The 15,378-nt window shown below is 68.5% G+C and carries 17 protein-coding genes; 14 read left to right on the forward strand and 3 right to left on the reverse strand.

Going from position 1 to position 15,378, the window contains the following annotated elements; all coding sequences use genetic code 11:
* The 8 genes from rfbB to ACX28W_RS11450 all read left to right on the forward strand — a co-directional run bounded on the left by rfbB (position 1) and on the right by ACX28W_RS11450 (position 8,144).
* Positions 1 to 1,017 (forward strand): dTDP-glucose 4,6-dehydratase, encoded by a 1,017-nt coding sequence (gene rfbB, locus ACX28W_RS11415; RefSeq protein WP_458998778.1) that lies wholly within the window; start codon positions 1 to 3, stop codon positions 1,015 to 1,017.
* Complete coding sequence (locus ACX28W_RS11420) at positions 1,014 to 2,033, forward strand: cysteine peptidase family C39 domain-containing protein (RefSeq protein WP_458998779.1); 1,020 nt, start codon at positions 1,014 to 1,016, stop codon at positions 2,031 to 2,033. Before rfbB ends, ACX28W_RS11420 begins: the two co-directional genes overlap by 4 nt.
* Positions 2,030 to 2,617, forward strand: a complete 588-nt coding sequence (locus tag ACX28W_RS11425) for a hypothetical protein (RefSeq protein ID WP_458998780.1) — start codon at positions 2,030 to 2,032, stop codon at positions 2,615 to 2,617. Before ACX28W_RS11420 ends, ACX28W_RS11425 begins: the two co-directional genes overlap by 4 nt.
* A complete protein-coding gene (locus ACX28W_RS11430) occupies positions 2,614 to 4,062 on the forward strand; it encodes a glycogen synthase (protein WP_458998781.1) in 1,449 nt (482 codons plus the stop codon). The genes ACX28W_RS11425 and ACX28W_RS11430 overlap by 4 nt, the downstream gene beginning before the upstream one ends.
* 64 nt (positions 4,063 to 4,126) lie before the next feature.
* Positions 4,127 to 4,747 (forward strand): D-sedoheptulose-7-phosphate isomerase, encoded by a 621-nt coding sequence (locus ACX28W_RS11435; RefSeq protein WP_458998782.1) that lies wholly within the window; start codon positions 4,127 to 4,129, stop codon positions 4,745 to 4,747.
* Positions 4,748 to 4,752: 5 nt separating this feature from the next.
* Positions 4,753 to 5,832: a galactose-1-phosphate uridylyltransferase gene (galT, locus tag ACX28W_RS11440; protein ID WP_458998783.1), complete on the forward strand. Its 1,080-nt coding sequence runs from the start codon at positions 4,753 to 4,755 to the stop codon at positions 5,830 to 5,832.
* The gene (locus ACX28W_RS11445; RefSeq protein ID WP_458998784.1) at positions 5,829 to 6,824 is read left to right on the forward strand and encodes a GHMP family kinase ATP-binding protein; all 996 of its coding nucleotides are present in this window, start codon (positions 5,829 to 5,831) and stop codon (positions 6,822 to 6,824) included. Before galT ends, ACX28W_RS11445 begins: the two co-directional genes overlap by 4 nt.
* A gap of 81 nt (positions 6,825 to 6,905) precedes the next feature.
* Complete coding sequence (locus ACX28W_RS11450) at positions 6,906 to 8,144, forward strand: MFS transporter (RefSeq protein WP_458998785.1); 1,239 nt, start codon at positions 6,906 to 6,908, stop codon at positions 8,142 to 8,144.
* 41 nt (positions 8,145 to 8,185) lie between these two features.
* On the opposite strand, the gene ACX28W_RS11455 is transcribed toward ACX28W_RS11450, so the two are convergent.
* Entirely contained in the window at positions 8,186 to 8,959 is a 774-nt protein-coding gene (locus tag ACX28W_RS11455) for an NAD-dependent epimerase/dehydratase family protein (protein ID WP_458998786.1), read from the reverse strand.
* Between the two features lie 230 nt (positions 8,960 to 9,189).
* Here ACX28W_RS11455 and ACX28W_RS11460 point away from each other — a divergent pair, with 230 nt between their 5' ends.
* From ACX28W_RS11460 to ACX28W_RS11475, 4 genes are read left to right on the forward strand one after another with little or no spacing between them, the layout of a single operon-like run.
* Positions 9,190 to 9,804: a D-glycero-alpha-D-manno-heptose-1,7-bisphosphate 7-phosphatase gene (locus tag ACX28W_RS11460; RefSeq protein WP_458998787.1), complete on the forward strand. Its 615-nt coding sequence runs from the start codon at positions 9,190 to 9,192 to the stop codon at positions 9,802 to 9,804.
* Positions 9,805 to 9,859: 55 nt separating this feature from the next.
* A complete protein-coding gene (locus tag ACX28W_RS11465) occupies positions 9,860 to 11,197 on the forward strand; it encodes a preATP grasp domain-containing protein (protein WP_458998788.1) in 1,338 nt (445 codons plus the stop codon).
* Positions 11,197 to 12,480, forward strand: coding sequence for a type III PLP-dependent enzyme (locus ACX28W_RS11470; protein WP_458998789.1), 1,284 nt, complete (start codon positions 11,197 to 11,199; stop codon positions 12,478 to 12,480). The genes ACX28W_RS11465 and ACX28W_RS11470 overlap by 1 nt, the downstream gene beginning before the upstream one ends.
* Positions 12,477 to 12,833: an alcohol dehydrogenase catalytic domain-containing protein gene (locus ACX28W_RS11475; protein WP_458998790.1), complete on the forward strand. Its 357-nt coding sequence runs from the start codon at positions 12,477 to 12,479 to the stop codon at positions 12,831 to 12,833. Before ACX28W_RS11470 ends, ACX28W_RS11475 begins: the two co-directional genes overlap by 4 nt.
* Positions 12,834 to 13,067: 234 nt before the next feature.
* On the opposite strand, the gene ACX28W_RS11480 is transcribed toward ACX28W_RS11475, so the two are convergent.
* Together ACX28W_RS11480 and ACX28W_RS11485 are read right to left on the reverse strand one after the other, a co-directional pair.
* Positions 13,068 to 13,322 carry a Txe/YoeB family addiction module toxin gene (locus tag ACX28W_RS11480; RefSeq protein ID WP_458998791.1) on the reverse strand — a complete coding sequence of 85 codons (255 nt, stop codon included), beginning with the start codon at positions 13,320 to 13,322 and terminating at the stop codon, positions 13,068 to 13,070.
* The gene (locus ACX28W_RS11485) at positions 13,319 to 13,600 is read right to left on the reverse strand and encodes a type II toxin-antitoxin system Phd/YefM family antitoxin (RefSeq protein WP_458998792.1); all 282 of its coding nucleotides are present in this window, start codon (positions 13,598 to 13,600) and stop codon (positions 13,319 to 13,321) included. Before ACX28W_RS11485 ends, ACX28W_RS11480 begins: the two co-directional genes overlap by 4 nt.
* A gap of 446 nt (positions 13,601 to 14,046) precedes the next feature.
* On the opposite strand from ACX28W_RS11485, the gene ACX28W_RS11490 reads away from it, so the two are divergent.
* Together ACX28W_RS11490 and ACX28W_RS11495 are read left to right on the forward strand one after the other, a co-directional pair.
* Positions 14,047 to 14,298, forward strand: a complete 252-nt coding sequence (locus ACX28W_RS11490) for a hypothetical protein (protein ID WP_073946283.1) — start codon at positions 14,047 to 14,049, stop codon at positions 14,296 to 14,298.
* A complete protein-coding gene (locus ACX28W_RS11495; protein ID WP_458998793.1) occupies positions 14,298 to 14,690 on the forward strand; it encodes a DNA-binding protein in 393 nt (130 codons plus the stop codon). The genes ACX28W_RS11490 and ACX28W_RS11495 overlap by 1 nt, the downstream gene beginning before the upstream one ends.
* The last annotated feature ends 688 nt before the right edge of the window (positions 14,691 to 15,378 follow it).

Here is a 15,378-nt window from a genome sequence, read left to right on the forward strand (position 1 = left end):
ATGAAGATCCTCGTCACGGGAGGAGCCGGCTTCATCGGCTCGCACTTCGTCCGTTCCCTGTTGACTTCGGGCGAACGCACGGACGCGCCGCCGACCACGGTGACCGTTCTGGACGCGCTGACCTACGCAGGGAATCGCGCCAACCTCGCACCGGTGGCCGATGATCCGCGCCTTGCGTTCGTCCAGGGAGACATCCTCGACGCCGACCTGGTCGACGGGCTCATGGCCGGCCACGACGCCGTCGTGCACTTCGCCGCCGAGTCACACGTCGACCGCTCGATCGCCGCGGGACACGCCTTCGTCGCCACCAACGTGCTCGGGCTGCACACCCTGCTGCAGGCGGCCGTGAGGCACGGACTGCGCACCTTCGTGCACGTGTCGACCGACGAGGTGTACGGGACAATCCCTTCCGGATCCTGGACGGAGGAGCAGCCCCTCGCGCCCAGCTCCCCCTACGCGGCGTCGAAGGCGGGCGCGGACCTCCTGGCGCTGTCCTACCACCGGACACACGGCCTGGACGTACGGATCACCCGCTGCTCCAACAACTACGGGCCCCACCAGTTCCCGGAAAAGCTCATCCCCCGGTTCGTCACCTGTCTCCTCAACGGACACAAGGTTCCTCTCTACGGCGACGGCCGCCACGTGCGGGACTGGTTGCACGTCGAAGACCACTGCCGTGCCGTCCGCTTCGTCCTGGAACGCGGAAGGCCGGGCGAGGTCTACAACGTCGGCGGCGGCACCGAACTGTCCAACAGGAAGCTCACGCAGCGGCTGCTGGATCTGTGCGGCGCCGACTGGAGCAGCGTGGAACACGTGGCCGACCGCAAGGGCCACGACGCCAGGTACAGCGTCGACTGGTCCAAGATCCGGTGCGAGCTGGGGTACGCGCCGCGGCGCTCCTTCACGGAGGGCCTGGCCGAGACGGTGTCGTGGTACCGCGAGAACCGCTCCTGGTGGGAGCGCCCGGATCCGTCCGATCCCTACCCGTCCCTGTGTGCTGTGGAGAGGAACAGGTGAGCCACGTGTCCCCGCTTGTCGATTCGAGTTGTTACCACGCGGCGGTAGCTGCCCTGCTGCGCTCGGCGGACCCGCAGGCCGACCCCTCCCGGGTTCTGGGCAACAGCGCCTCGACCGGGGCCGTCTGGGACGCCGAAGGCCGACCGGTCTTCGGTGAACCGTTCGTGCAGTTCTCGGCCATGGCCGAGCGGCGAGGTTACCGGCTGCTCGATCACCGTGTGCGCGACACCGCGGAATGGCGGGAGGCGCTCGGCGCGGTGGCCGAGGGCCGCACCGTCGCTATCGCGGCCGACGCCTTCCACCTCAAGCACTTCTGGCCGGGATACGGCCGCAGCCATGCCCTGCACGCGATCGTCATCAGCGAGCTGGACCCGGTGGAGGGGACCGTGCACGTCCTGGATCCGGGGCAGGCGGTCTACCTCGACGGCCGTCTGCCGGTGGCGGACCTGGAGGCGGCGATGTGCCGGGAGGACACGGGACAGTCCTGGATGGAGGTACGGCGCGACGCGCCGGAGCAGCCGGTGACACCGACCCCGGGTCAGCTCGCGCAGGAACTGGCCGTGGCCGCCCGGGAGCTGACCCGAGGGCATGACGGGTACCTCGGGGGCGCCGAACTGGTGGACGGCCTGCGGAACCGGCTGGACGACTACGTGGAACTGGTGGCCGAGCGTCCCAGGGGCGCCGAGGGCAACGAGCTGAGCTGGGGAGTCGGTCAGGGGCTCGTTCTCGGCCTGTGGTGGTACCACCACGTGCTCCGCTGGTTCTCCCGCTACCTCGGGCTGCTGGCGGACGACGCGGCGGTGCCGGTCGGGCCCGAGCCGGCCGCGGGAGCGGACCGGGCCTGCCGGGACATCCTCGTGGTGCGCAACCTCCTGATGCGCCTCGGGGTGATGCCCCGGACGACCGAGCGGGCCCGCGAGTTCCGCCGACAGATCGGTGTCAGGCTCGTCAGCGCGTACGACGATCTCCACGCCGTCGCGGCACAGTTGACGTCGGCGGTGGGAGTCGCCGTATGAGAGGCATGACCGTGCCCGTCGGTGCCATGGCCGTCGACCTCGCACCGCACCGCAACAACGTCGGCTGCTCGACCGCGGAAGAGCCCGGCGGTGAGGGATTCGACGGCTTCGGCCGCTTTCTTCCGGCGGAGATGCTGCACGACCTGGCCCCAGCGCTCGGACTGGCGGAGGACCACGGCGCGGGCGCTCCCGACAACGTGGCCGGTGCGGGACAGCTGATCCGGCTGCCGCGCAGCGGCGTCGTGGCGGCGCTGCACGCCGTGGGTGCCGGATCCGGCGGCTCCGTCCAAGAGGTGGTCCGGCTGCGACAGGACTCAGGCGGCGAGGGAACGGATCTCGTCATCGGGTTCAGCGACATCCTGGCTCGGCACCCCGTTCCCGGCGAAAGCTGCTGCGCCGAGGGGGAGTTCTTCCTCGACTCCGGTGGCGAGGTGGTCCCCGGTGCCGTGCCTCGGCTGTGGCAGGTGACCGTCGAGTGCGCGGGCACGCCCCGCTGTGCCTGGCTGGAACTGCCGTACAACCCGGACCTGCACCTCTTCGGGCTGTGGGTGTCGTTCGCCGAACAACGGGAGGTCGCACCGTGAGATGCCTCTACCTGTGCCAGGAGCTGGCACCGTATTTCGTGGAGGGCGGTCTCGGTCAGGCCGCGCGGGCGCTGCCTGAACTCCTGCACCGCCACCACGGCCTGGACCACTCTCTGCTGATTCCCTATTACCCGCGGCTCGTCGACGAGCAGGGCCTGCGCACGGAGACCGTCGCCCGACTCCCTCCCATGGCGGTCGGCGGCACGGCAACGGTGGAGCGGCTGCTTGGCCACGACGGTTCCTGCGAGGTCTTCCTGCTGCGGTCCGACCGCTGGTACGACCGAGAAGGCATCTATCGCGACGGCCGGTACGTGGAGTTCCCGGACGCCGCCGCACGGGCCGCCTTCTACGGAAGCGCGGCGGCACAGTGGGTACGCGGATCCGGGCGGTCCTACGACCTGGTCCACGGCAACGACTGGCAGTCCGGGCCGGCTCTGGCACACCTGCGCCACCTGCGGGGCAGCGGAAGACGGCCCGCTCTGCTGATGAACGTGCACAACGGCGAGTACCGCGGCGACGTGTCCCCGCGGCAGGCGGCGCAGCTGTGCCTGCCGGACGAGTTCACCGCGCGGCTCCTCGACAAGGCGCAGGGCAGTCCGAGCCTGTTGCTGACCGGTCTGCTGGCCGCGGACGCGGCCACGACGGGAAGCCCCGGGTACGCCCGCGAGCTCGCCGAGGCGTTCGCGGGCACGGCACTCGGTGATGCGCTGGGGCCGCTGCGCATGGAGGGCATCGTGGCCGGCGTGGACCGCAAGGTCTGGGACCCGGCTTCCCCCGGCCCTCTCGCCGTTCCCTACGACGGCCGTGAGGTGACGGACGGCAAGCGGGCCAACAAGCGTCTGCTGCAACGCCGTACGGGCCTGGGCGCCGATCCGCACATCCCCCTGTTCGCGGTCTGCGCCCGGCTCGTCCCCGACAAGGGCATCGATCTCGTATTCGCCGCCCTCGGTCCGCTCCTGACCAGCGGGCGCGCGCAGTTGGCCGTCGTCGGAACCGGCGACGCCGAGTACCTCAAGGTATGCGCGGACCTCCAGGATCGCGCTCCGAGCGCCGTCCACCACACCCCGCGCTTCGACCAGGAACTCGCCTCTCTGGTCTACGCGGGCGCCGACTTCACGCTCATGCCGTCGCGCGTCGAGCCGTGTGGCCTCAACCAGTTGATCGCCATGGCCTACGGCACCATCCCGCTGGTCAGTGCGGTCGGCGGCCTACGGGACACAGTGACCGACCTGCGGGACGACCCGGCGGAGGGCACAGGATTCCACTTCGCGGCACTCACCTCGGACGCGGTCGGGCACACCGTGGACCACGCGGCGAGGTGGCTGGCCGAACACCCGGGCGAGGTGGAACGGACCCGGCGGCGGGCGATGTCCCACGACTGGTCCTGGGAGCGCACGGCCCGGCAGACCGCGCGGCTCTACGAACGCGTGGTGGCGGGTGACTGACCGGCTGCCCCGCACCACGCACGACATCACCCGGCACCCTTCTCTCCGCGGACGGACGACGAACATGGACAGCACTCATCAGCGCACCGCCCACATGTACGGATACCTGACGGGCATACGGCGGGCGGTCGATGAGCTCTCTCTCACCGAACTCGCCGGCGTGGCAGAGCTGCTGGAGGAGGTGTACCTCGCCGGCCGGACCGTCTTCACCTGCGGGAACGGCGGGAGCGCGGCCACGGCATCGCACTTCGCGGTCGATCTGGCGAAGAACACTCGGCAGCCCGGTGCCGTGCCGATGCGGGCGTACTCACTCGTCGACCACGTGCCTGCGATCACCGCGTGGGCCAACGACGTCGGATACGAGTCGGTCTTCAGCGGTCAGCTCTCGGGCCTGGCAGAGGAGGGCGATGTCCTCGTGGGCATCACCACCAGCGGCAACTCCCCCAATGTGCTGGAGGCGCTGCGGCTCGCCCGTGAACTCGGTGTCCGGACCGTGGGACTGCTCGGCCCGGTCGCCGACAAGGCCGTCGCGCTGAGCGACCGCTATGTGAAGGCCCGCGCCGGCTCGATCGAGGAGCAGGAGGACATCCACATGATGATCGCGCACATTCTGACCCGTCATATGCGCGACTTCGTCACGGCGCGCACCACCGAGCCCGCCCTCACCGCGGGAAGAGTCCGTTGACCCCCGTGCACCGCACCAGCGCGACGCTGACGGACGGACGGCGCATCCACTACTACGACGAGCACCGGGGGCGTCCACCAGCGGACGTACGCCACCAGCCCGTGCCGACGCCGGTCCCCTCCTCGTCACTGCGTCGCGATCCGACGACAGGCGAGTGGATTCTGATGGCGCCGCACCGACGCGGACGGTCGGCCGCCGGTCCGTACTGCCCCCTGTGCACCGACTCGCCCCGCGAGGTGGTGGAAGTACCGGGAGGCGCTTACGACGTGGCGGTTTTCGACAACCGTTTCCCCGCTCTCGGCGGCCCGGGCACGACCGGGCCGGCGGACGGCTCCGGGCTGCTCGCCAGCGCCCCGGCACCGGGACGCTGCGAGGTGATCTCGTACAGCAGTGACCACGGCACCACACTGGCCCGGCTGCCGCTGTCCCGGGTCCGCACCGTGGTTGACGCGTGGGCGGACCGCACGCGGGAGCTCAACCGGCTCGACGGGGTGGAGCAGGTCGTGTGCTTCGAGAACAGGGGCGCGCAAGTCGGGGCCAGTCTGGAGCATCCCCACGGACAGATATACGCCTACCCGTGGATTCCCGACCGGTTCCGGCGCATGCAGGAGACGGCGCGGCAGGAGCATGCGCGCGGAGAGGGCTGTGTGTTCTGCAGGGTCCTGGAGGCCGAAGAACACGCGGTAAGCCGCGTCGTGGCGCGGTCTGCCCACTGGACGGCGTTCGTGCCGTTCGCGGCCCGGTGGCCGTTCGAGGTGCACCTCTACGCACGACGGCACGTCCCGGACCTGGCCGCTCTCCAGGAGGAGGAACGCGACGACCTCTCCGGCATCTACCGCTCCGTGCTACGACGCTTCGAGACGGTGGCCGACCGGCCGTTGCCGTACATGGCGGTGTGGGTTCAGGCACCTGCCCGCCACGACCGTGAGCTGGCGCATCTGCGGGCACAGGTGTTTTCCGACCGCTGGGACTCCGGGGCGGTCAAACGAATGGCCGCCGGTGAGCTGGGAGCGGGAGCCTTCGTGAGCGAGACGGACCCCGAGCGAGCGGCTGAGGCACTCAGGCGGGCACCGGTGACGACATGAGCGCGGACACGGGCATGTGGGTGAGCAGCGCCCCCCTGCGCGTATCGCTCGCCGGCGGAGGCACCGACCTGCCCGGCTACGCCCTCCGCTTCGGAGGGACGGTGCTCGGGGCCGGCACGGATCTGCGGGTCACGGTCGTGGGCAGGCGCGCCCGCAGATCGACCGGGATTCGGGTGTGCCTGGACTCCTGCGGCCGTGCGGAGTCGGCTCAGGAGCTGGCCAATCCCTTCGCGCGGGAGGCGATGCTCCGCCACTGGGACGGTACTCCCCTGGATCTCTTCTCCACGGGGGATGTGCCGGGAGCCACCGGCATGGGCAGCTCGGCCGCGTTCTGCGTCTCCCTGGTCGCCGGGCTGTCCACGGAGCCACTGGACGCATGCTCGCTCGCGAGGGCGGCCGGCGACATCGAGATCCAGGGCCTTGGACGGCCCGTGGGCCGACAGGACCACTATCTCTCGGCCCTGGGCGGATTCCGCCTGCTGCACTTCCACCGGGACGGCACCGTGGAAGTGGAGGATGTCGCGGTGCCGGCCGGGTTCCGGCGCCGACTCGGCGAAGAGCTTCTTCTCTTCCACACCGGGACCAGCCGCGACGCCGGCGACATCCTCAGCGACCAGGCCGGTGGAACGGAGAGGGGCGACAGGGACACCACGCACCGGCTGCACCAGATCAAGGAACTCACCGCTCCCCTCAAAGACGCCCTTGTACAGGGGCGGTTGACTGAGGTGGGGCGTCTTCTCGGACGCCACTGGGAACTCAAACGCGGCCTCGGCGCCCGCGTGTCCCTGCCACGGGCGGACCGTGCCTACGAGGACGCCCTCGCGGCTGGTGCCACGGGGGGCAAGCTGCTCGGGGCGGGCGGGGGCGGGTTCCTGCTCCTGCACGTTCCCCTCGATCGACAGCCTCCCGTGCGCGAAGTCCTGACCGCGCACGGGATGCAGGAGCAGCCTTTCGCCTTCGACACGCGCGGAGCCGTCCTGCACACCCTCTGACCCCTGCTCCGGCGGATCCCCCGCCATCCCGGGCCGTTTCCCGGCCCTCACAACCCTGGAGAGTCGTTTCCGTTGTCCCTTTTGACCTCATACCGCAAGTTGTTCTCCTACAAGGGGAGTTTCTCCTTCACCGCAGCCGGCTTCCTGGCCCGGTTGCCGCTGTCCATGTACGGCATCAGCACCGTGGTGATGATCGCGACCGTGCGCGACTCGTACGCGCTCGCGGGACTGGTCGCCGGGACCAGTCTCATCGCCGCCGTGCTGGTCGTCCCGAGGATCAGCCGTCTGATCGACCGTCATGGACAGAGTCGCGTGGCCGTTCCGGCCACCGTGTTCTCGGTGGTCTTCTCGGTACTGCAGGTGGCCTGTGTGAGGTACGGCGCTCCGGACTGGACGCTCTTCGCCACCGCTGTCCTGTCGGCGACCGCGCCCAACGTGGGGGGTATGGTCCGGGCGCGCTGGGCAGAACTCCTCAAGGACGAACCCGACGCCATGCACACGGCGAACGCGCTGGAACAGGTCCTCGACGAGGTGGGTTTCATCGTCGGCCCGATCCTGTCCGTCGCTCTCTGCACGGCGCTCTTTCCGGAGGCGGGAGTCCTGGGGGCGAGCGCCCTGACGCTGGGAGGCACACTGCTGCTCACCGCTCAGCGCAGGACGGAGCCGCCGGTCCACGAGCCGGACGCCGGTCATGCGTCCTCGCCACTGCGCAACCGAGGGCTTCAGATCATGATCCTGACCTTCCTCCTCACCGGAGCGGTCTTCGGGTCCCTCGAACTCGCCACGGTCGCGTACACCGAGGACCTCGGCCACGCCTCGTCGTCGGGGTGGGCGCTCGCCCTGCTGGCTCTCGGCTCGGCCGTCGCCGGCCTCGCCTTCGGCGCGCTCACCGTCAAGGCCCGGCAGAGCACGCAGTTCGCGATGGGAGTGGCCGCGATGGCGGCACTGATGCTGCCGCTCCTGCTGGCCGACGGACTGCCGTCGCTCGCGGTGCTGATGTTCGTCGCCGGCATGGCGACGGCACCCACGATGATCACGGGCATGACGTTGGTCCAGCAACTGGTGCCGCCGGCGCAGATCAACGAGGGCATGGCGCTGGCCGTGACGGGCTTGCTGGGCGGTAACGCCCTGGGGTCGGCCGTGGCCGGTCGTGTCGTCGAGTGGTTCGACCCCCAGGCGGGTTACCGGATTCCCTGCATTGCCGCCGTTCTAGCGCTGGTGGCCGTCCTGGCCGGGATGAGGACGCTCACGCGCGGAGTGGCGGCGAGCACGGGCGATGCCGGCGGCCCCGAGGAACGGCAGGCCGTCGAGCAGCGCTGAGGAGCGGGTGCCGACCCGGTCCTCACGGACCGGGTCGGCCCTCACGTCCGGACTGCCCTGCCCCGAGGTGCACGGAGCAGTTCGGTCACGGATTTGTCCAGAACGGTCTTGTAGTAGTCCTCGGAGAACGTCCACATCGCGCTCCGGGGTGACAGGGATCGTAGCTTTTCGATCGAGACCGAGTGCGTGCTTGTTTCCTCGACGTACTGACGCACCGGATTCGTCGCGGTCAGCGCGGCGACATGGTCGACGATCGCGTCCACTTCCGTGGACCGGCCAGATGCCAGATTGATCGTTTCCCTCTCGATCCCGGCGCTCAACACCATGTCCGTCATCGCGACGAAGTCGTCGACGTCGAGCAGGTCGCGGCTCGCCCGCCGGAAGATACGCACCCGGCCGTCGAGTGCCTGCGCCACCAGGGCCGGGACCAGCTGATGGGGCCGCTGCCCTGGGCCGACGAGATGAGTGAGACGCATGATCAGCCAGGAACAGCCGGACTGCTTCACCAGGTTCTCCATGGCGAGCTTGTGCCGGCCGTACGCGGTGCGGGGAGTGTGCCGGCAGCTTTCCGTGCCCGAACAGTCCCGGGCGCCGTACAACGCTGCGGACGCCGTGGAGAAATAGAGCAGCTTCTCTTCCCGGGACGCGCAGCGGCGCGCCTGGTCGATCACCAGAGCGGCCTCTCTCGCCAGATCATGCTGCGTGTACTCAGCGCTTATCCGGGACATCCCGGCCGCCAGCGCGACGACCCCGGAATGACGGTGGGAGATCGTCCGCAAGGCGGTGGCGACAAAGCCTCTTCCCACGATCTCCATGAACCCATTCCTTCGGTGAACCGGGCGTCCCACTGCCCAGACGTGCCATATGCGGTCGAAGCTAGGCGGGCAGGGAGGGCGCCGGAGGCGTCATCGGCGCGGACATGGCGCCGGACGTGTTGTCATACCCGACTGGCTCGGTTGTGGCGGCCGCGGGACCTGGGCTACTTCTGGGTACCACGTGATCGTTTCCGACCCGAAGGCGTCGCCGACCGGAAGTGGAGTGCTCCATGACCTCCGTCCGCATTGCGCGGGCCGACCGCGGTAGTCGCACACCGCGTGCGCGGAAGCCGGCGGTCTTCCTCGATCGCGACGGAACGCTCACAGAACCACGGCACTATCCGAGCCGGCCGTCGGATCTCGTCCTGCAGCCGGGAATCGGTCCGTGGCTGCGGACCCTGAGGGAAGACCACGGTGCGGCTCTGGTGGTCGTCACCAACCAGTCCGGGCTCGCCCGCGGCATGTTCACCGGCCTGGATCTGGCGGCGATGCACCGCCACCTGCGGGCGGAACTCATGGCCGTCGACGCGGAACTGGACGCGATCTATACCTGCCCGCACCACGTCGACGGCGTGGTGCCCGAGCTGGCGCGGAGCTGCTCCTGTCGTAAACCCGAGCCCGGGCTGCTGCTCCGTGCCGCGGCGGAGCTGCGCCTGGACCTCTCGCGGTCGTGGATGATCGGCGACTTCGCCACTGACGTCGAGGCCGGCAACCGTGCTGGTTGCCGGACGGCCTGGGTCGGCCCGGACGCGGCTGTCACGGCGACGACCGGAGAGCTGCCGGTGCCGACACTGCGCAGTGCGACCACAGCGGAAGCCCTGCGGGCGATCTGCCGTGACGTCTGAGCAGCCTGGCGGTGCGCATTTCTATGCGGTGCGCATTTCTATGAGGAAGGACAGCATGACGTTCACCCGAAGGCTCAAGCGGGCGTTGACGGGCGACCCCGAAGCGCGATTCGTCTACCTCAACAACTTCGAGGTCGAACGCGTCTGGGGGCAGAGCGAGCCCGGACTCCCAGGGTCGGGGTTCAGTTTCTCCGGTGCCACCGTCAACCGGATGGAGGAAGTCGGAGTCCTCCACGCCGACGTGAACGACATGGTCGTACTCAAGGCTCCTGTGGACGAGGGGTATCTGGCCTACCTCCAGTCACTCGATGCCGCGCGGGGACAGCGGCTGACAGTCGAGGACAACGTGCCGAACCGCTCCGTCACCCAGGACGCCCTGGCGTCCCCGCGGCTGGTAGAACATCTGCGCGGTCTCCATGACGGTCACACGTTTCTGGCACCGCTCGGCATCTCGTCCGACGAAGAGCGACTCTCCGAAGTCACGGGACTCCCGCTGGCCGGGCCGTCGGCAGCGGTGTGCAGGCACGTCAACGGCAAGATCTTCAGCCGTGAGCTGGTGGACGACACCGGCTTGACCAGGGTGCCGGGCGCGGTGTGCCGCACGTACGAGGAGCTGGAAGCGGCGATCGCCGCCCATCTCGGCGAAGGGTCGCGGGTGGTGGTCAAGGAGTCCCTCGGAGTGTCGGGCCGAGGCATGGTCGTGCTGGACAGCCGTCGGCGTGCGGACCAACTGCTGCGGATGCTGGCTCGCCGGGGGAGGCAGGCTCCGGTCTCGCTGGTCGTGGAGGAGTGGATCGACAAGCGGTCGGATCTCAACTACCAGTTCACCGTGGACCGCGACGGCGCGCCCCGGTTCGAGACGGTCAAGACGGCGCTGACGGAAGACGGCGTCCACCGCGGCCACCGCTTCCCACCGGACCTGCGACCGGACGAGGTGGAAGACCTCCGCTCGGCCGCCGCGATCATCGGAAAGCGGCTTGCCGACGAGGGCTACTACGGTCTGGTCGGGGTGGACGCCATGCTCGGCACCGACGGCACGCTCTACCCGTGCCTTGAGATCAATGCCCGTTTCAACATGGCGACGTATCAGAACCGCGTCGCGGAGGCGCTGTTCGGCCCCGAGCAGCATGCCCTGGCGGCGGTCATCCAGCTGCGCCCGACCCGCGAGTATGCGTTCAGCGAGGTCAGCCGGGCTCTCGGCACACTGCTGTACCGGAGCCCCGGAGGAACCGGCGTACTGATCAACAACTACGCGACCCTGAACGCGGCCGTCACGCCGGGAAAGAAGTCCGCCGGGCGGCTCTATGTCATCTGCGTCGCGGACACCCCCGCCGACGCCGAGGAACTACGGAGCGCCGGGGAGCAGGCACTCCTCGGAATGGTGAATCAGTGATGAACACGGAGAACGCCAAGAACGTCGACTGGTCCGGCATCGCCGACCAGTACGGGACTCCTGCCTACGTCTATGACGGCGACGGCATGGTCGGGAACTTCCGGCAGCTGCGGGCCGCCCTGCATCCGGGACTGGAGATCTTCTACTCCCTGAAGGCGAACCCCAATCGAAGCGTGTACGAGCTGCTGCGTGCGGCCGGAGCCGGTGCCGAGGTGTCCTCGCTGGCCGAGCTGCGGACCGCCTTGGCCGTCGGCACCTCGCCCCGGGACATCCTGTTCCTCGGCCCCGGCAAGAGCGCCGAGGAAATCGCCGCGGCCGTCGACGCCCGCATATACGGCATCGTCTGTGAGTCCTTCGGCGAGCTGGACCTCATCGAGCGGTGCGCGCGCGAGCGCGGAGTACGCCAGCGGGTGCTCCTGCGCATCAATCCCACTTACTCGGTGACCGGTTCGCGACTCACCATGGGGGGCCGGCCCCGCCAGTTCGGCATCGACGAGGCGGTGCTGCTGGCCGCGCCCGACATCGCCTCCAGGTATCAGCACGCCTATGTCGCCGGAATCCAGGTGTACATGGGTACGCGCATCCTGGACGAAGAGATCATCGTGAAAAACACCGCCTATGTCCTGGATCTGGCCGACCGGGTAGCCGCGGCCACCGGCGTTCCCCTGGAGGTCGTGGACATCGGCGGGGGCATGGGGGTGGCCTACTTCGACGGTGAGCACGACCTCGACGTGACCCAGCTGGCGAAGGAACTCAATCCCCTGCTCGACACGTTCGCGTCAACACACCCCGACACCAGGCTGATCATGGAGTCCGGCCGGTATCTGACGGCTCGCTTCGGCACCTACCTCATGCGGGTGCGCTACACGAAGGAGTCCATGGGGGAGCGATTCGCCGTGACGGACGGCGGCACGCACCATCACATGGCCGCGGTCGGTATCGGCTCGTTCGTGAAGCGGAACTTCCCCATCGAGTTGCTGGTCGGCGAAAGCGACTCGGAAACGCCCGGTCCCTGGAACGTCACCGGACCGCTGTGCACACCGAACGACACGGTCGCCAAGAACGCCCAGCTTCCGCCGTTGCACCGCGGAGACCTGCTCGGAGTGCACAGGTCGGGAGCGTACGGCCCGACCGCCTCACCCGTCTTCTTCCTCAGCCACGGCTATCCCGCCGAGGTCGTGCTCTTCGGCGGACGGTCATTCCTGGCACGTGCCCGGGACACCGTCGATGACCTTCTCGGCCGTCAGCCCGAGCACAACCTCGGGTCGTACGTCCAGGAGTGACCGGCACTTGTCCGAAGATCCAGCACCCGATGGGTCACGAGTTCCTCGGCCTCGTGGAGGAGACCTGCTCCGAGGTGCGCACCCTCAAGCCCGGGGACGTCGTCGTGGCCCCGAACCCTCATCCGGGATGCGAGGGCGAAGCCACCGCGCGCCTTGCCGGATCGCATGAACTCCACCACGGGGCTCCGCCGAGCAGCCGGGGGGAATCTCACCCTCCAGCCCTAACAGAACCGTGCGTAACAGTCTCCCGTTACACGGCTCTTGTCGTCCTGATCATCCGACCAGTACGGCGCTCTGAGACGGAGAGAGGCGCCAGTGCGCGAACATGCGAGGGTATCGCCTGGGGGGCTTGACCCGGAATCTTGGACACGGCCTATGCGGCTTGGGCCAGGGTAGTTGCCCCGGTGGGTTGGCGCTCGAAGCGGGTCAACCCCGTAGTGCATGCGCCATGCGATGGGGATGGCGCGTGGCGGACTGCCTGGAGTGCTACCCGTCGGGTCCTGGCCTCCGCCTGCGGAACTTCCTCTTCGACAGCCCCGTATAACTCCGGCACGAGAGCGGCATCCCCGGCACAGGTAGCCCGGAGGTCAGTAGTGATAGCGCGCCGCGAGGATCACGATCTCCTTGTCCGTTACCAGGTAGACAAGGCGTTGCTCGTCGTCGATCCGCCTCGACCACGCCCCAGGCAAGTGATACTTGAGCGGCTCGGGCTTGCCGATCCCCGTGAAGGGATCGCGCTTGACGTCCTCGATGAGCTTGTTGATCCGAGTGAGCATCTTGCGGTCGTTCTTGAGCCAGGACGTGTAGTCCTCCCAGCCCTGATCCTCGAAGACAAGCCTCACGCGGCACCCGCTGCAGGATCCGCCGCATCCGGATCGATCAGCTCGCGCTCCGACACGTTGACGTGGCCCAGGGCGTTCTCGTACGCCTTGAGCAGCCGCCGCGCGTTCGCAGGCGAGCGCAGCAGGTACGAGCCCTCGCGCAGCGCCGCGTAGTCCTCGGCCGAGACGAGCACGGCGTTGCCATGCTTGGAAACGATCTCGATGGCCTCGTGATCGTCGTTGACCTTCTTGATCAGCGGAAAGAGAGCCTTGCGGGCTTCGCTCGCAGTTATGGACATGGCCTGACTCCCTACATCGAGTGGTACCAAATAAGGTACCACTCGAAGCCCTTTCAAGCGGGGCGAAATAGATGACGGCCCATCAGAAAAACCAGCACCATCCCAGCACGGAAAGCAGCATGGGGCCGACTCCCGGAAGAGCCGACCTCATTTGACCTGTGTGTTTGCCAGGCACTTCAATGTGTGAGCGGATGAAATAACACCACGTTGGCAGACGGAATGTCTGCCCACCGATCCTGACCTGCGGCGGAGCCTTACCCAGCGCCCTGACCAGGCATTTCCCCGTTGGTACGCGCTGGGTACCGACGGTCGCTTACGGGTGTCCTGCGGACTGCCTGCGGACCGGGCAGCCTCCCGCAAGGGGGAGGTGGAGCGCCGAGCCGCCTCCCCCGCGCTGCCATGACATTCACACCCACAGAGTTACGACCGCCGGTAGGATCGACACCATGAGCAGTAGCAGAAAGTACTCCATCAGCCTGCCCGAGGACCTTGCCGAGGCCGTACGCGCCCATGTCGGGCCCGGTGGCTTCTCCGCCTACGTCGCCGAAGCCCTGGAACAACGGGTCGCCATGGACAAGCTTCGGGAGATCGTCGCCGACTTCGAGACCGACAACGACGAGCTCACCCGCGAGGAGGTCGAGGCCGCCCGCGCCCTGCTGCGCCATGACCACCGACAGGTCGGCGGTGCCGCCGCCTGATGCCTGGCACCCTGATGCTCGACAGCGAAGGACTCTCCAAGCTCTACCGCAAGGACCGCACCGTCGTAGCACTGGTCCAGGCAGCATCAGAGGAAGGCATCCGCGTGGCCACCAGCGCCATGACCACTCTCGAGGCCGATTACGAGCGGATCCACCCGGCCCGCATCAAGTGGGTCCTCTCCCGCGTCGACGTTCACGACGTCACCAGAGAGGTCACCGACGAAGCCGCCGCCCTCCTTCGCGCCCATCATCTCCACGGCCACAAGTACGCCATCGACGCCGCCTTCGCCGTCATCGCCCGCAACGCGCCCCAGCCGGTCACCGTCCTCACTTCCGACCCCGAGGACCTGACGCTCCTGTCCGGCCCTGCCGTAGCGGTCGCCAAGGTCTGAAGCGCCGGCCACAGCCACGCCAACCAGGTCAGCCGTCAGCACTTCGCGGACCAGGACTCCCCGCGGACAGGCACCTCCGCCCGACCCACCAACAAGCGGACCGGGCGCCACCCTTGATAGAACGTCAGACGTTGAAGCGAAATATCGAACATAGAGCCCCCACCTGCGAAGATGTGGTTCTGACGGAGGTCGTCCCAGCACGCTCCCAGCACGGGAGTGTCATCCCAGCACCACGCCGCTCAGACGCCCCCTTGGTCACCCCTACACCGCTTGCGTGCAGACACCCGCGCTGGCCTCCGTCGAAGGCTGGGCTGCCCTGTCGAGGGGCGCGGGCCCCATGGCGTCCTGCAGAATCTCCCGGCATCGATGCCAGGCGCGGGGCGCGAGGTGTCTAGATCGCGAGGTGTCTAGAACGTCGCGGTACTCGCCCTCGACCCGGTGCTTGAGCGGAACGAAAGCGGCACGGTAGCCGCCCCTGCGGCTTTCGAGCTGACCTGCCGGCGCACCCGGATGAAGCCGGACCTCCTGCCGGAAGCGGCTCGACGTTGAACCTATGTGCACTACAGCGCTCTCACCGGCGGAAACGCGATTCTCGACAGCCATCCCAGCACGATCCCAGCACGGGAGCCCCATCTCCCAGCACCATGCAGCTCAGACGCCCCTCGTGCACCCCTACGCAGCTTGCGTG

The sequence above is a fragment of the Streptomyces sp. SD15 genome, from assembly GCF_054462255.1.